The sequence below is a fragment of the Corynebacterium sp. MSK310 genome, assembly GCF_030227355.1.
GTDB classification, from domain to species: Bacteria; Actinomycetota; Actinomycetes; order Mycobacteriales; family Mycobacteriaceae; genus Corynebacterium; species Corynebacterium rhinophilum.
Genome location: NZ_JASPFZ010000006.1, coordinates 87,939 through 104,875, shown reverse-complemented (window position 1 = coordinate 104,875; position 16,937 = coordinate 87,939). Strand labels below are relative to the sequence as shown.

At 53.1% G+C, this 16,937-nt stretch carries 10 protein-coding genes; 2 read left to right on the top strand and 8 right to left on the bottom strand.

What is annotated here, in order from left to right:
* Positions 1 to 13 precede the first annotated feature (13 nt).
* Complete coding sequence (locus QP891_RS06430; RefSeq protein WP_284770373.1) at positions 14 to 562, top strand: Panacea domain-containing protein; 549 nt, start codon at positions 14 to 16, stop codon at positions 560 to 562.
* Positions 563 to 634: 72 nt separating this feature from the next.
* On the opposite strand, the gene trhA is transcribed toward QP891_RS06430, so the two are convergent.
* The 5 genes from trhA to QP891_RS06405 all read right to left on the bottom strand — a co-directional run bounded on the left by trhA (position 635) and on the right by QP891_RS06405 (position 12,401).
* On the bottom strand, positions 635 to 1,294 hold the full coding sequence (trhA, locus tag QP891_RS06425; protein WP_284770394.1) for a PAQR family membrane homeostasis protein TrhA: 660 nt from the start codon (positions 1,292 to 1,294) through the stop codon (positions 635 to 637).
* A 213-nt stretch (positions 1,295 to 1,507) separates the two neighbouring features.
* The gene (locus QP891_RS06420) at positions 1,508 to 4,696 is read right to left on the bottom strand and encodes a Z1 domain-containing protein (RefSeq protein WP_284770372.1); all 3,189 of its coding nucleotides are present in this window, start codon (positions 4,694 to 4,696) and stop codon (positions 1,508 to 1,510) included.
* 149 nt (positions 4,697 to 4,845) lie between these two features.
* Positions 4,846 to 6,360, bottom strand: coding sequence for an ATP-binding protein (locus QP891_RS06415; RefSeq protein ID WP_284770371.1), 1,515 nt, complete (start codon positions 6,358 to 6,360; stop codon positions 4,846 to 4,848).
* A gap of 13 nt (positions 6,361 to 6,373) precedes the next feature.
* Positions 6,374 to 11,341, bottom strand: coding sequence for a DEAD/DEAH box helicase (locus tag QP891_RS06410; RefSeq protein ID WP_284770370.1), 4,968 nt, complete (start codon positions 11,339 to 11,341; stop codon positions 6,374 to 6,376).
* Positions 11,342 to 11,495: 154 nt separating this feature from the next.
* Positions 11,496 to 12,401 (bottom strand): LysR family transcriptional regulator, encoded by a 906-nt coding sequence (locus tag QP891_RS06405; RefSeq protein WP_410762422.1) that lies wholly within the window; start codon positions 12,399 to 12,401, stop codon positions 11,496 to 11,498.
* A gap of 181 nt (positions 12,402 to 12,582) precedes the next feature.
* Between QP891_RS06405 and QP891_RS06400 the strand changes: the two genes are divergently transcribed.
* Positions 12,583 to 13,590 (top strand): TDT family transporter, encoded by a 1,008-nt coding sequence (locus QP891_RS06400; protein WP_284770368.1) that lies wholly within the window; start codon positions 12,583 to 12,585, stop codon positions 13,588 to 13,590.
* A 19-nt stretch (positions 13,591 to 13,609) separates the two neighbouring features.
* Here the strand turns inward: QP891_RS06400 and QP891_RS06395 are convergent, their stop codons facing one another.
* The 3 genes from QP891_RS06395 to QP891_RS06385 all read right to left on the bottom strand — a co-directional run bounded on the left by QP891_RS06395 (position 13,610) and on the right by QP891_RS06385 (position 16,722).
* A complete protein-coding gene (locus QP891_RS06395) occupies positions 13,610 to 14,788 on the bottom strand; it encodes an alpha/beta hydrolase family protein (RefSeq protein WP_284770367.1) in 1,179 nt (392 codons plus the stop codon).
* Positions 14,789 to 15,078: 290 nt separating this feature from the next.
* Positions 15,079 to 15,564 (bottom strand): DUF4411 family protein, encoded by a 486-nt coding sequence (locus QP891_RS06390; RefSeq protein WP_284770366.1) that lies wholly within the window; start codon positions 15,562 to 15,564, stop codon positions 15,079 to 15,081.
* A 3-nt stretch (positions 15,565 to 15,567) separates the two neighbouring features.
* Positions 15,568 to 16,722, bottom strand: coding sequence for an ImmA/IrrE family metallo-endopeptidase (locus QP891_RS06385; protein WP_284770365.1), 1,155 nt, complete (start codon positions 16,720 to 16,722; stop codon positions 15,568 to 15,570).
* Positions 16,723 to 16,937 lie beyond the last annotated feature (215 nt).

Here is a 16,937-nt window from a genome sequence, read left to right as displayed (position 1 = left end):
AAAGGAGGAGAGCATGGCTGAAATTTTTGACGTTGGGCAGTACATAACTGAGCGCATTCCCAACGTGGACAAGCTCAAGCTGTACAAGCTGTGCTACTTCTCCCAAGGCTGGCATCTAGCGTGGACGGGTCGCCCATTATTCCAGGCGGAGTTTCAAGCGTGGCGACATGGCCCTGTTTCCCGCGAACTGCGCACTCAAACCTGGCAGGTAGCAGGGACCAAAGAGCCCTGGCCGGTCCCCTATGTTCCCGGTGGCCTGTCCGACAATCTCAGCACATACGAACATGCAGTAGTAGATAGCATCATCGCGTTTTACGGCGGAGCTGAATCGACCCGGCTTTCTGACTTAAGTCATGGCCTTGCCTGGAACGAGATCCTCCAAGAGTTCTCCCAGGCGATGATCTCTGGCACTCCCACCCCACGACCTCCGCTACAACCAGCAGAAACTCTCTTGCCTAATGTTGACCTCGACGGAGACGTGGATGAAATCTTATCCTCACCACAGGCCAAGGAAATCGAACAAGACTGGTGGGAGACTTTCCGACTTCTAGCTATTCGTTAACCAGGCGGGTTTACGGAACAGATTAGTCGTCCTAGCTAGTGCAGCCCTGTTCAGTAACACCACAATTGCGGTCTAGGCAGCGCCAACGACCACTTGCCACACCGCCACGAGGTGCACCACCGCCGCCGCAATGGTCGCGGTGTGGAAGTGCTCGTGATAGCCGTAGTAGCGCGCATTGCGCCCAGGCCACTTAAAGCCATAGACCAGCGCGCCTACGGAGTAAACCACACCGCCGGCCAGCAATAGCCAAACCACCGCTGCGCCGGCATCGCTCCACAGCGTGGGCAGCAGTGGCAATACCAACCAGCCCAGCGCTAGGTACACCACGACGTCGAGCCACCGTGGGTGTTCAATCCACACCAAGTTCAAAATCACGCCCAAGATCGCGCCCGCCCACGCAATGGCCAGCATCCACGCGGCCTGAACTGGGGATAACGCAATCAAACACAGCGGGGTGTATGTGGCGGCAATGAATACCGCAATCGTGGCGTGGTCTGCCCGCCGCCACCACTGCACCGCTCGGGGACTAGACCACGGATAGCGGTGGTACAGCGCCGAGACGCCAAAAAGCCCCACCAGCCCTAAGCCATAGACAGTCACGCCCAGACCTTGCCACCAGTGCAGCGTCATCCACGCATATGTGATGAGCACGGTGGAGGCGATCACCGATAGCAACGCCGCCAGCGCATGACCCCATCCACGAGTCAGCGGCCGCTCGCCGCGATCCGCCATCCAATAGGTGCGCTGCACCAAGCCTTCTTTCAAGGGATGCTCCCCCGCCTCTTTTGTTCCTTCAGCATGTATCTGAGCCACAGCGATACTTCTTTCTCCCACCAGAGCTAAGTTACGTTACCGTAAGTGTACTGAGAGGAGTAAAGAGCTTCAAGGGACAGTGGCGTGCATTTTAAGCAATGCACCCCACCGGTCCGACTTTTCTGCAGCCTGCTAGTTCTGAGCATCCATACTTTCGATGACGACGTCCTCGCCATCACCGTCGCCACGCAAGTGCACGCCCCACTCCACAACTTTGCCTGCACCATTTACAGCCTCATGCGGGGAGTTAAAGGCTAGAGCCAACCCTACTTCTCCTTTGTCCCAACGCGGCGGAGTGTAGGTGCCATCACGTTCGCTTTGTGCCACCTCGTCCTGGTTCCGATCATCAAATAAAGTAACGAGAACGGCTCCACGCTTCTTCGCATCAAAAGAGTCTAAATCAAATGGCTCTTTCCCCTTGATCTTTTTAAATTCTCCACGAAGGAATTGTGCGTTTTCTGCCATGTCAATAAACCGGGGTGTAAGAACGGACTTACCGCTAGCCACGCTTTGCATTATGTACGTATTCTTTCGGTCAGTACCGGTAATATCATGGCGTTCTTCACGGCGACTACGCTTTACAAGCGGCATTGGAAACGGCACACCTGGAACTTCAATGGTTTTGGGATTTTGCGACAAGATTGGCAACATAACTGCTACTTCACGAAAATCGGAACCCGAAACACTTGCGTGTTTGCCGTCTCCCATCAATCCGCGAAGATAGCGGACATGCGGGGCAACGATGTTCCCTTTGTAGTTCGATCCTTCGTACCACTGCATGGTCTCCAGAAGATCCACGAAGGCATCGGCCGCGATGGTTCCTACATGGAAGTTTTTGTAGCCCGCGTGTGCAAAAGGATTACCACTTCTCAAACCTTCTAAGCGGAAATATGCCATTTTCGCAATATCTGAGTCGAGGCTCTGCAACAAAGGTATACCGACTTCTTGGAAATTCCATTTCAAGGCCTTTTTCTCTTGACGGTCAGGAATGGAGTTCAACTCCACTACGTTCGGCGCAGCCGCAGTAGAACGAATATAAGCGTTAAACATTTTATTCGAACTTGTGGGCTTTAAGTCTGGCAACGATTGACGAACCAAGGGAGCGATACGGCTCGGGGTCAAACGCTTATCAGGGTCTTGAGGCTCTTCTGCATAAATCTTGATGTTGTCACGGAAAACCTCCTCATCATGCATCGCCGCCTCAAAAAGCTCCACAAGATCATCAGGCGCATAAAGGCGAACTAGGTCTTGATAACCCTTACGGAAGCCAAACCAACGCCCAGTTTGCATCAGCGTATCCGCGCTTCCTGCACGACGGCGGAAATAAGAAATCGTCAGACCCTCAACTGTATAGCCACGAGAAAGCTTTGCCCCTCCGACAAGAATCTTCCACACACGGCCAGATTCAAAGTTTGGGCTTTGCTTGCCTTCAGTATCAACCTGCAAAATTGGTGACTCTCCAGATTGAACCCCTACCATCATTTCTGCATAGGCTTCATTGATATACGGCAGGAGTTCTTCATAGGTCTGTGGGACCGCGAAACCTTCCCTGTAGCGCTCGATATTCATAACATCGAGAAGATCATCTTCAAATAGTCGCTTCATTTCTGGAATTGGTCGCGCAAGATTATATCCGCGCTCTCGCCAAATTTTTTCCAGTATTTTCTTTCCATCTCCGTGGATCGCAGTACCCGTACCCTCGTGCACCAGCATGGTGTGATGCTTAAACGTATGACCTGGATGCTTGGCTTCCCGGAATTTCTTAATCGCACCGGTTAAGACAAACATGTCAAGGGCTTCTTTTAGTTCTTCCGCTCGCTCTTGCTCAAATACATCGTCATCCAACCCCCTAGAATCAACGATGTCCCGAATAAACGCCTTACTCTGGGAGTTTTCACGAGTCGCTTCCTCGGGGGCATCGGCAAAGTCCATGCGGTCGTGAAACCACTTCGCACCGCGATACGCAGGCGGCTCGTTGAGCATCAAAACAAAATTCCGCGGGTAAAGATCTACCGGATCGGAAGGATCGACAAAGACGTTAGCGAAGGGCGTAGCCGTATAACCGACATACTGCGCGCGAGGACAGTTACTGAGCAGTTCAGTAATCTGCTCATTAACCGCAGTACGCTCACGTTCTTCTTTAGGCTCTTCCTTCTTTTGCTTTTTAGTATTGATAGACGCCTGATCGGACTCGTCATCGATAACCAAAACCGGCAAATGCTTCAAGTCCTCATTAAGACGGGCCGCGCGCCGCAAATCAGAATTAAGGTTTTTGAGCACCGAAGAATTCTTTTTGACCACCGCAACCAGACAAGGCATGTTATCCAGGTTGTCGGGATGATGCACAGGCTTCGATTTATCCGGGCGTTCAATTTCAATCGCGCTAGTACCAGTCCTGCGGTAATCACGAACTGAAGTTGTCACGCGTTTAATACGCGGGAATCCTTTGGAGCCATATGCAGGACCATGGCTCAGGAACGCGCCACCGATCTCATCCCAATCACGATCCCATTCTTCGTCACCATTGAAATAGGTCTCATCTTTGCGTTCTTTTGCAGTGAGGTTTTCTTCATCGAGGCCGCTCAGCACCGACTCTTTGCCGCACAACTCTTTATCCAAACGCCGTTGTGTTTGATCACGCAGATTGTCCATCGTGCCGGCAAGAATGATGATAAACCTGTAGCCAGCGTCAATAGCTTTAGCAGTAACAGCGGTAAAGTTTGCAGTCTTACCGCTTTGGACGTAACCAACCACCAGGCCGCGAGAAGACACATAGTGTGGCTTTTTAGGATCTTCTATGCGCCGAATAACCTCGGTAGCCTGCGTACCCACGGTATCGATAGATTCAGCATCCCAGCGGTTTCTGCTCAGTACCTTGCGGTAATCATCCCAGTAGTGAGTATTTTCTTGCTGCCTTTCCGGCGTATACCACTCGGTGAAGTCTTCTTCGACAATGACCGCAGGCTCGGGATCAGGCATACGCTGCTCCAATGCTGGAGCAAAATCAGACAGCCCTAGCTGCTCGATAACCCATTGAAGCCGCTCTTTACTTTCAGAAGGTGTCTGGGTCTCTGGCTTCAGAACAGCTTCATCAGCATCCTTGGCCGCGACAATAAACGTTATTAGGGGCTGGATATCGTTATCGTCGGCTTCCTCGATGTATTTAAGTATCGAAGCAGCATTAACGTCCATCCCTTCCATCAATTTGAGCCTGTCCTGCAACGAGGCATAGAGCTTTAAATCTGATGGATTAAGAACATTGCCTATAGCTTCCTTAAGGGACTGGAAGCCTACTGTCTGACTATCGTGACTGCTAGTCAAGAGATTTTCTCCTCAGGTTCGTGCATCTTTATTAATGCTTGACACAGGAAATAATGTGCCTCACATCAATTGAGATCTACAGTACAGCGTCACACAGACACCCATTGATAAATTCGACCCAAAAGCAAACACCCGTTCCATCGGTAGGGTCAGTCGAGCCCTAGGCGTAGGTTTTCTTGGCGCTCCTGCTCTCTGGCGGCGGTCGTTAGCAGCTCAGCCCACAAGGAAGTGTTTGCCTTGGATTTTCTAGTCTGCTTCGAAGTAGCGACATCATTGAACAGCAGATATAGAAGCGTTTTTAATAATGGTGCATCGTTGAGCGAGCCTCTGCCGGGGTTTACCATCTTTCGATATTTCCGATTGATCTTGATAGTGCTATCCCGCGGAGAAACCTCTACGAACTTATCGCCTTCCAGTTCTGTCCACACAACATTGACTGGGTCGCCCTTTTTTAAATTTGCCTCATCCTCGATCAATTCTTTGATGACCGGAGCAATTCCTTGCCCTGCCTCCGCCAGCACATCCGGGTTGCCAGATTTCTTATTGGACTTTCGGAGGACTGCGATGGCATCGCTACATACCGCATCAAAATTCTTTTCCGGCTCTCCACATACTCTTAGCCCATCGATAAACCGGTGAAATCCCTCACCTAATCTCACGGACCCTTTTTGCGGACTAATAGTGATGTACTCATTGATCACTCGTGGATCGTCAATGACCACCCGGAGCAATTTATAGTCTTTTCGGGGTTCCTGAAATCCACACCACCCGCCCTGGGTAATCAAGCGGTCTGCGATATATATGTAAAAACCCTGATGGCCTAGCTCATCCTTGCCTTCCAAAATAAATTCGTCCGACTTGGACCTGTTATTCCAGATGTGCGCAGTCACCCCAGGACCATCTTCTCGTCCATGTTCAGTTAAACGTAGGGGATATAAGCGGTCACCTGGTTTCCGGTAACCACATGGATCAATGGGTTTGATGGACGGGGCCGGCACTGGATCAAATGCGTCATAAAGCATAAACATTTTTATGCTTACCCGATTGTCCTGGAGGAAACGGTGATAGCGGATCCCTAAGTGGCGACGCAGTTTCTCAATTGTGCCAGACAAAAAGGCATCAGCTTCCCGCGTGTCACTCCCCTCATAAATTCCCGTCAGGTCATTCCAGAGAATAGAGGTACCCCGCTTGAGATCAACGAGCCGGTCTCTTAGGTTCCACGCCGCAGTTGTTGCTTGCTGCTTTAATACATCGGCAGTGAAGCTTTCCTTGTGTAACTGAATGCCTGCTGGAAATTGCCCTTTCACTCGGGACATCACTGTGACGGTATCGGCATTCGCATAAGAACCTTCCTTTAAGCCCATTCCGTAGATACCGATATTGCTGTGTGATTGAGACTCATGCCCTCCCAGCCGTAAAACACGTTCCATGGTTGCCGCATCCATGCCACGACCATCATCATGTACCGCAATTTGGGTCAGCTTGTTTCCATCAACGTGGAAGACAATGCAAATATTTTCTGCCTTTGCGTCAATGGAATTGTCCACTAGCTCATCGATACCCGAGCAAATATCGTGATTGGCTCCCAGCGCATGCTGAATAGATTCAGTCGGAGCTAAATGGATAGTCTTTTCAATCTCAAAAGAACTCTTACTCTGTGTCACTTGTTAACCAGACCTATTCCTCAATCTCCAGCCCATCAACAATTCGCACGGTTTCCATCGCCACGCGTGTGACCTTGCCAATCAAATCGACGATATAGCGTGGGTTGCCCACCTCATCGGCCCAATCGTTTGGGTCATTAATAATTCCAGAGGCTTTGTCCTTCTTCACTTGGTACCGGTCAATCAACCACGCCACCGCCGAGCGTGAGCCCAGCATGTACTGATCCGCTTCCGCCGGAATACCAGAAATGGTCACCTGCTTGTTGTAGATCAGCTTCGTCACATCGTTGACGTTCTTACCCGTTTCCGGATCCTTGCGCTTGGCCCACTTCATCTTGCGTACGCGCCAAGTCTCCCGGTCAGACTCATCACCCTTGACCTGAATATCCAGCGGCCATGGCTCAACGGACTCATAATCCACATGCAGCGCCATCAATTCTTTGCCGGCCGCGGCAAACTTATCGAACTCCGCACGCGAAGATGGCGTTTCAATATGCGGCAACATTTTCTTCAAATCCGCCGCATACTTTGTGCGGTAACCAGGGTCATGCAGCTTGCCATAGACAAAGTGGAAGATGTCATCACCAGAGACATCACTGCCCAGTGCATCTCGGTAGATCTGTTTAATCTCATCCGTGATGTTGTCCACGCGCACATACCCGTCAACGACTTCACCGATCTGACCATAAACACTGGCTTCGCCTTGCTTGACGACGTTCCCTTCACTGAACAGGCCTCCATCTTCGACCTCTACTGGGGACCAAGTGAAGCGGGAGAAGTATTGTCCTGGAACGCCCCAAAAATTAAGGTCGATCACTTGGGCCGATCCGAGAACTGCAAACTTTGCGCGATCGGCTGCCGCAGTGGAAACAATTCCAACATTCTGATGCCCTAGTGAAGGAAACATCGAAGGAAGTTGATACTGCCGGTGCATCAATCGGGGGTCCCGATACAGCTTTTGCTTAAAAAATGGTCGATAAAAACCGGTCGTAACAAAATCTGATCGATAATCGAGTATTTCGTTGTTTGCCACCCTACGCTGCAAAATGTCAGACCATTTTATTCCAGACGTGAACGTGGCGTTTTCACCCAGCCACTCGGTAAAAGACTGGTCTACTTGCCGGTTATTGAAAGCCTTCCTAGCCGCCTCATAAGTTGTAATGAATCGATTCAAGTTCTTTTCCAACTCGGACGGTGAGCTTGAATAAACCCAACTATCGCGGCTCGTTGCAATGCCTGCGGAAAAACGTGAAAAGACCCTTGTGAGATTCTCTTTCTTATCTCCTAGAACCGGCCATGTTTCAAATTCTTCCGAGCGCTGGTTCAACCAGTCACCTTCTTTATTCGGCTCGATAGACTGCCACTCGATCATGTCAAGAGAAGTGGAATCGACGATACCGAGCTTTTCTTCGGCGGTGAGATAGTCACCGATGTCTCGATAATGCAGCTGGAAACCAGACTTTGTTGGATCTTTGATGCCGATAGTGATGGCTACTGTGCTACGGGAACCTGAACCGAAGACTTTCCCGCCTTCTTTGCGGGATTGTTCACCAGCGGTGCGCTGATTACCTCGAAGATTAAAGATATAGATATCAGTGAAATCCTCGGCCATGGAAAGGCGCACGCCGTCGCCAGTATTACCATCGATCCAGCCGCCGTTTGAAACGAACGCGACAATGCCTTGGTCACCGATGCGGTCGGTGGCCCATCGGAAAGCGCGCAGGTAGGAGTCATACAGTGCCCCCTTTCGTTGAGCCGTGGACTTGGCCGCGTAGGTATCCGCAATGCGTTTATCCAGGCTGGGGTACTTCTGGTTGGCGTTGAGATCGTTCGCGGATTTTTGTCCCGCAGAATACGGTGGGTTGCCAATCACGACGTTGATGGGCGCGTTCTTCTGTCGCTCGATGGTGGCGTTGTTTTCGCGGAAAATGTTGAGGTCTGGAATATCGCCTTCTTCGTGGACCTGGAAGGTATCGGCAAGCGCGATATTCGTAAACGGTACATATTCTGGAGCCGGCTCGTCGTTGCGCTGTGCGGCCTCCTCACGCAGGGCGTTGTAGGTGGTCTCGATATTAACGGCGGAGACGTAGTATGCCAGCAGCATGATTTCGGTGGCGAATAGTTCGTTGGCATATTTGCGCGCCAAGTCTTCCGGTTTGATGAGGCCAGACTGCAGCAGGCGCACCATGAATGTCGAGGTACCGGCGAAGGGATCGAGGATGCTCACGCCTTCATCGCTAAGCCCCTTGCCAAAGTGCTTACGGGACACCTCATCAGCAGCGCGCAGGATGAAGTCCACAATTTCCACTGGGGTATAAACAATGCCGAGGGCCTCGGCCTGCTTCTTGAAGGCCTTGCGGAAGAAGCGCTCATACAGCTCCTTAATTACCTGCTGCTTACCGGACGCAGAGGTCACCTCAGAGGCACGAATGCGCACGGATTCGTAGAACTTCTCCAGCGATTCGGTTTCCGTGTCCAGGTTGGCCTTGGATAGTGCCGCCACCATCTTCTCCATGACCTGGGCTACCGGGTTATGGGTAATGAAGTCATGGTTTTCAAAGAGGGCGTTGAACACCGGTGCAGTAATCAGGTGTTGCGACAGCATAGAGATGGCATCATCAGCCGAAATACCATCGTTCAAGTTATTGCGCAGGCCCTCAACAAACTCATCAAATTCTTGGCGCAGGTCCTCATCGGCGTTTTCTACCAGCGCGGTAATGCGGGTGATTTGGTTTTCTGCAATAGTGGCAACATCATCGGCCCAGTCCTCCCAATAGGTGCGGGTGCCGACCTTATCCACCAGCTTGGTGTAGATGGCCTCTTGCCATTGCTCCAAAGAGAACAAGGCAATCTGCTGGGTCATTGCGGAAGAATCCTCAAAAGCCTCAGTGGACTTGGTGCGTTCTGCATCCTCCAGCTTTTCTTTATCGCTTTTCTCCTTGTCACCCGGGACATGGTTGACATCAATGGGTAGTTCTTCTTGTGCGTTGGCTCCATTGAGCGCGATGGAATTGATCTTGGCGTTAAAGCGATCATCGTGTGCACGCAGCGCGTTAAGGATCTGCCAGACCACCTTGAAGCGCTGGTTATCATTGAGCGCCTCCGAGGGCGAGACATCTTGCGCGACGGCAACCGGCAAGATGATGTAGCCATAGTCCTTGCCCGCAGATTTACGCATCACGCGGCCCACGGATTGGACCACATCAACCATGGAATTGCGCGGGTTGAAAAAGATCACCGAGTCCAGCGCCGGTACATCCACGCCTTCCGAAAGGCACCGCGCGTTGGTAAGTATCCGGGCTTCGTTTTCTGCAGCGGGCGATTCAATCCAGGACAGTTTGGTGCCGCGCTCCATGGCGTTCATGCCGCCATCGACGTGCTGGGCAGCAACTTGGAGATCAACGTTGGTCAAGGAGACATCATTCAACGCCGCCTTATCCTTCAGTAGCTCCTGGTGAGTCCTAATCAGGGAAGGAAAGCTTTCCGCAATCTGGGTAGAGGTCTTAATATCCTTAGCAAAGGCCACCGCGCGCTGCATGGGGTTGGCGTTTTCATCGAATCCACCCTTCTTTCCTTGCAGCTCACCGGAGCGCTTGGCCAGGCCATTCCACGCACCAATCATCGCGGAGGCGAGCGAGAGGTTGATCTGATTGTCTTCGCTATGGGCCATGGCGTTGGCAGCCACGGATTCATCGACGGTCATGACCAAGACCTTGTAATCCGTAAGCAGGCCCTTATCCACGGCCTCGCCAAAGCCCAGCCGGTAGAACTCGGGGCCATAAATACCCTCATCGTCCATAGAGGTCAGCTCAGCAGAGTGCTCGGCGGCCTTGCCTTTCACGGCGTCATCGAAAAGCCGCGGCGTTGCAGTCATGTACAAACGCTTGGCAGCCTTGATGTAGTCCGCATCATGCACGCGCACGAAGTTGCTGGAGTCCTCGCCGGCCAGGGTGATGCCGGTGGTGCGGTGGGCCTCATCACAAATGACGAGGTCAAACTCATCTAGGCCGTGCTGCTGTGCCTCGTGCACTGCCGGCAAGGATTGATAGGTGGAAAAGACAATACTGAGCCCCTTGGCGCGTTTTCCAGACTCAAAACGCCGCGCAATATCCGCGCCATCAGTAGAGACGGGAACTTCCAGGTCATAAACCGCAATGTCTTCGGCCTTCTTGGATACCTTCGAGTCCGAGCACACCGCGAAGGCGCGCATATCGAGGCGCCCTTGCGCCGTCCATTCCTTCAGCGTCTGCGAAAGCAGCGAGATAGAAGGAACCAGGAACAGGATGCGCGCCTTGCCTCCCCTATCTTCGGCCACGCGCTCTGCGAGGCGCAGCGCAGTAAACGTCTTGCCGGTACCGCAGGCCATGATGAGCTTGCCGCGGTCATGCGTCTGAAATCCCTCGATGGCCTTGTCGATGGCCGTTTGCTGGTGCGGGCGCGGCTCAAAGGTCTTGCGCTGCGAGAGGTTGATTTGAATGTTTTTATCCTGCACCTCGGAGCCTGGGAAGGCGACGTCCCAGTTAATGGGCGATTCCGCGATGGCAGAAATACCAATGCGGCTGGTGGGGATAATCTGGTTGGCCAATGCTTCCTCGGCGTGCGAGGACCAGTGGTCCGTTGTGGAAATGATCATCCGGCTGCCGAAGTGCTCGCGGCCATGTTCCGTTTCAAAGGAATGTCCCGAGGCCTCAAAGAAGGAATCCAAGTGCGACTTCTGGATGCGCGCGGTGGACGCATAGAACTTGCACTGGATAGCGGTCCACGTCCCGTCATCGCGGCGGCGAGCTACCAAATCAATCCCGGTATCGGCTTTGCCGCCGTTATAGCGCCAGTCAGTCCACCGGCTGACCTCATCAAACTGTGCTTTGAGAGTGGGATCAGTCTGAAAATAGTTGACCATCAGCTTTTCAAAAGCGATGCCATACTTCGCCTTTGGTTGGTTTTCGCGCAGCTGTTCCAGGACCTCAGAGAACTTTGACATAGGAACATTATGCCTGAGGGTGCTTCAGGTTTCCTTCGTTATTGCTGCATTTCGCTAGCTGTAGCCCGATGAAATGGCTTACTCAAGTGGTCAGCCCCGTTTACATAGGGAAATGATTGCCCAGGGTTGGATATATCTTGAGTCTTTACGCGTTTTAGTCCTTGCGCCCGTCCGCATAGTCCACAAGGAAGCGCAAAAAATGTTGGGCCGGATCAGAAAGACGATTCTGCGCACTCCACACCACCCGTAGCGGCCGGTCAAAGCTGATTCCCACCACCGGAACCTCTACGTATTCTCCTGTAGCGAGCTGTGACGCCACCGCTCTCCGCGCGATAACCCCCGGCGCACCCAGAGCTCCTATCGCAGTACGTTGAGCTCCCAGAGACCCGAACTCCCCTGCCGGCGGGGCGAGCACTCCCAGAACATCCGCCACCACCTCTCGTGTGCCGCTTCCCTGTTCACGCAGCACCAAGGGCGTAGATTGCAGCTCCTCCTTCGTCACTGGAGATACCTTCGTTTCCAATGTTGGTGCTGACGTTGATGCTGACGGGGTCACTGGCTGATTGTGGTTGCGCGGCTTCGCCCAGCGATGTTCTGCGGGGACAACAACCACGAGTTCATCGTGCCCGACCACACGCTCGTGCAGTTCGTGGGCCACCCAGTGGCCCTCAATAATCGCTAGTTCTGCCTGTCCTTGAACCACGTGGCGCTGCGCCTCCCGGCTGTTGAGCTGACGCATGTACAGATAAGTATGTGGGTGAGCGCGTTGGTAGGCCGCGGCCCAGCGGGGGTAGTCCACTTCGGCCACAGTATGAGAAACCACCAAGTTAATGTCCTCGGTGACCCCAACCCCAACGGCTGTTTCGAGGCCACGCGCGCATTCGTTCAGGGCGCCTTCTAGTCCCTCGAGTACACGGACGACTTGGCTGCCCACTTCTGTGACGGAACTACCCGCGGCTCCGCGCCAAAAAATGCGATTATTGAGGCGTTTTTCAAACTTGGCGATGCGCGTACTAACCGTTTGTTGGGAGACATTCAGATGTTTCGCAGCCTGGTTCATACCCCCATATCGAGCTACAGCAAGGACGGCATCAACTGTGAAAGCATCGGGAACGTAGCTGCGTCGAACGGGAGAGAATCCATCGTTACCATCTTCTCGTGAGGGGTACATTCATTTATTGTAACCCCGTTCGGATTATACGCTCTCCCGCACACATCAAGCAGTGCCTAGCCTGAAGAATATGTTAAAGATTCGCAATGAGATAGAGCTCCCTCCGCTAGGACCTGGCTGGGCCGGAGCAGTAATGGGACTCGGAATCTCCTCGTCTCTCATCGATGCTCACCTGAGCCCAATCCTGGGCCGCCTTCCAGCAGAAATCATGCTCGGCGTTGCAACGCTTGTCTTCTTGGCGTTCACAGCGGGATTTATTAAGCACCGCACTCCGGGATTCAACTCCAGCGACATGCCTGCATGGGGCATGGTCTCCATGGGCATCCTCGCTTTGGGTAGTGCCTACTCACTTATCTTTGACGCCTGGTTGATTCACACCGTGTGTTGGGCGGTAGGAACAATCCTGAGCGTCATTACCTGTTTAAAATATCTCAAGTTTCTTTTCTCCGACCGCCCTTCTAACCCCGCTTTTACCTGGGGATTACCCCTTGTTGCCCCCATGGTTTCCGCAACCTCGTCGGCGCAATTAGTACCGCATGCTGGTGAATGGGGCTCGGTCATCCACGGCATCGGCGTGTTCTGCTTCGTAGTGGCTTGGGTGACAGGACTGCCGACGTTTGCCGTCGTTTACCTGCGCACCTTTCCCAAGGTTCCCATTAGCTTCGCTGCCACCGCTTGGATCCCGATGGGGTTGGTCGGCCAGTCCACCGCCGCAGCACAGCTACTCGCCGGTGACCAATGGCATTTCCGCGCCATGGTCTATGGTGTAGCGATGCTGGGCTTGGGCGTGCCGCTGAGCATCTACGCTTTGGCCAAGCACTGGGGTACCGCCCTAGGAAATACCCCAATGTCCTATAACCCCAGCTGGTGGGCCAGTACCTTCCCCGTGGGCACGTGCTGCCTCGGCACCCATACCCTATCCACACAGCCCGCGGCGCTCGCGTGGGGTCTGGGCTGGATGGATACCGTGAGCGCCGCTCTGCTGGTTCTGCTCCTCCTTCACGTCACTTGGGCTGCCTTCGGAGCCATCAAAACCGTTTCCGAGCATTTCAAGGTCAGCCAAATGAGCCACGCATAACTTCAGGGTCTTCGGGTACTTAAGAACCTTGCGGATCGTGCTCGGCGAAGAACTGGGGCATCGCCTGGAGCAAGTGCTGGTTCCAGACTCCGTGAGCGCTAAGCGCCGATGCGTGGTCAGCGTGTGGGCGCACGTACTCGCTCAGGTCGATATTCTTTTCATGCGCTATGCGGCGAAAATCGTCATAGCTTTCCGGCGGGACGAGGCGATCGTTATCGCTACGGACAATCTTGATGGGTGGCATGTCCGAAGTAAGGTGCGTCGCCGAGGTAACAAAATCTGCACGGTCGGGATATTCCTCCGGCGTTCCACCCAGGTATTTCTGCACGGTATCGCGGGAGCCTGGCGCGGCATAGGCATCGTCGGAGTCATAGATGTGGCGGACATCGAGGGCCGGTGAATCCGCATACACGGCGCGGGGAACGGCCGGTGTGCCGGGGCAATCGGCGGAAGGTAGGTGGTTGGGGTGCGCGGCGGCATCGGCAGTCGCATTCAGCACCAACTGGCCGCCCGCAGATTCGCCGTACATAAAGAAGCGCTCCGGGTCGCCGTCATAATCCGCCGCGTGGGCATTGACCCAATTCATCGCGCAGCCCACCTGCCCTGCTGCCACCTTCCACGTGGGCTGATCCAAGCTGGACAGCGTGTAATCGATGGATAATACGAGGTAGCCACGCTGCGCCATCTGACGCATATTAAATGCCTGGGAGCGCTTGTTCATCTGATCCCAGCCGCCGCCGTGGACATACATCATCACCGGGTGGATGCCGCCATCATTGGGCTCATAGATATCCATGTCCAGGTCCTCGTCATGGAAGGAATCGTAGGCCACGGTGTGATCAGGGCCCTCGTCGGTGCTTTCCACACCAGCCCAGCTCAACGCGGCGCGAATATCCACGTCGGTCCCCTGCTCCTTCGCAGCATGAATCTGCGTCCCAAAAAGCGTTATGCCTGCAATGAGCGCAACCGCCGCGAACGCGCCTGGCACGTAAAAGCTGCGGGAGGCGAACCTTCCTAGTACCGCTAGGACCAGAAGGATAAGGGAAAAGATAACCACCGGCCCGACATACTGCGGGCCAATAAGCGCACCCGCGCCCCAATACGGAATATGCGGCGTAAACGGCGCCACCGCAAGCCACAACGCTAGGAAAGCTACAAGCGCAAGCGGGGCGGACAGCAGCCGGGCAACGATCTTCATACCGGCAACGGTAGTCCTCGCTTCTGGGAATGCGTGGTGATGATTCTGCTTTTAGTAAGAGGATCGGCGTCACGCCCACAGCCTGGCTAACTTGAACCAGACGAATAAAGTGGGAAAGAAATGAATAATCTCCGATTCAAAAGGGTCAAGTCCCATAAATTGGGACTCGGCCAAATGTGTAAGGGCACGACGATGTTTTCGAAGTACCATAGCGATGCTCTCGCGGACGAGATATTCACCTACATACACACGATTTTAGCTCCACAAAGTTCTATGCCACATGCAGGAGACTAAATACTAATATTAAGTTTTCTTAAGAAATCAATACCCTCCAAACACTCGACGTCAAAGTGCTGTGCTACATCCGGAATCTTCACTCGTGCTTTTCCATTTGGAGCGGGTTTCTCGTTGGTCACAATCTTCGCTTTATGCCGATACGCGGAGGCAACTAACCAAGAATCTGCAGCATCCAAAAATATATTTACTGCGTTTGGTTTGTATTTAGGCTCGCGCTCCGTACTGACCCAACGTGTCATTTCTTCATAAACTAGGATCTCTGCCTCATCAGGAGATAACCGCTGACTGGGACGGACAAGGTTTTCATACCACGCAAAGCGAGGATGCCCCCAGTTCTTCATTTCTTCGTGGACCTCATCATGGAAGTAAATACCCGGAACAAAAAGCTTCATCTCAAGCTCTTTCCACAGGCTGGGGAATATGTCTTCTGGATAAGTAGTCGTTAACTCACCAAGAAAACTCGTATCAATGATGTACATCGCTTATACCGCTTTTCTGCCCGAAGATCGTGCAGACGACACAAGCTTTTCAAAGGAATCATACGTAGTTGTTCCCAGAAGACTTGCAGCTTGTTTTTCAAGTAGGGCTCCTGATTCTGCGGCGCCTAATACTGTCTCAAAAAATCTCTCTCCCACCCTTGCTTTAATTAAAACATGGCGAGGAGGCGCACCTTTAGCATCTCGCGAAGTCTTAATTAGCGCCTGTTCTTTCCGGAACCGTGCCGCAAGTGGAATAGCTTCTTCTTGTGGGACCATTCCAAGTCCTACCAGCCGCCACAACAATGCTTCGCGGCTCATACCGTATATCTTGGATAGCGTTAAGACCTGTTCTTCTAGCTCGTCAGTGGGCTGCAATTTCTCCCGCAGAGAACGCCCTGGGCACAAGAAAGCCGCAGCAAATTGATTACACCATTGCTCGGTTTGTAGGCGCTCCGAGTGGTCAGAAATTCCGGGTTTGCCAAGCACAACGTGCGCCAATTCGTGCGCAAGACTGAAAAGCTGGGCTGTCTTGGCATCACGAGTATTGATGAAAACTAGGCAGTAGCCATCCTCCTCAAGGGTAAATCCACGAAATTCTTCTGTATTAAGTGCCCTGCGGGTGGAGTTTTCAGCAATGGAGTTTCGGGCAACGAGTATCCCAGCATCTTCCATCAAGGAAACCAATTCACGAACTTTGTCACGCCCAGGAAGAGGAGCTTCTTGCTTGAGGCGGAGTGCATCCCGAACGCTACTAGCGGCAACAGCTGCAGACTCAGAAATCGTCGCGCTACGGAAAAGTTCCGGCGGATCAATTCCTATGTCCCGTGCGTATTCGGCGTACCAATCGAGGCGCGTCTGGGAAGCGAACATGACTTCCTGCAGCTCTGGGCTGACCGTATCGAGCTGTTCATTGCGCACGGTTCTAAAGTCCGCGACCTCGACCTCATCGCCTGTAGGAACATCGAGAAGCAGCCTGCCGAAAGGAATGTGAGCTTTTTTCGCTAGGTCTTTCGCTTGTTTTAGAGTGGGACGCTCTTCACCAGTTTCCCATTCATGGATTTTGGGAAAATGCTTGAGTAGCGCGGATTCTGAGAGCCTAGTGCGGGATACCGCCCAAGCCAGCACAGCAGGTTGAATCGTCACTCGTACAGGTGCCATGACGATCCTCCTTCACTATCCGTAGATCTTAAATAGTAGCGTAAACCAAGCAAACGGCCCGGTCGAGGCCGGCGGCACCGGCAAGCGCGTTCAGCACCATATGACCGGCCGTGGGCATACATCATCACTGAGTGGGTACCAGAATCATTGGGTGGATAGCGGCCGAGCAACGATCTTCAAGTCCTCGGTTCCGGAGAGGCGCGGTGGTGGCTTTA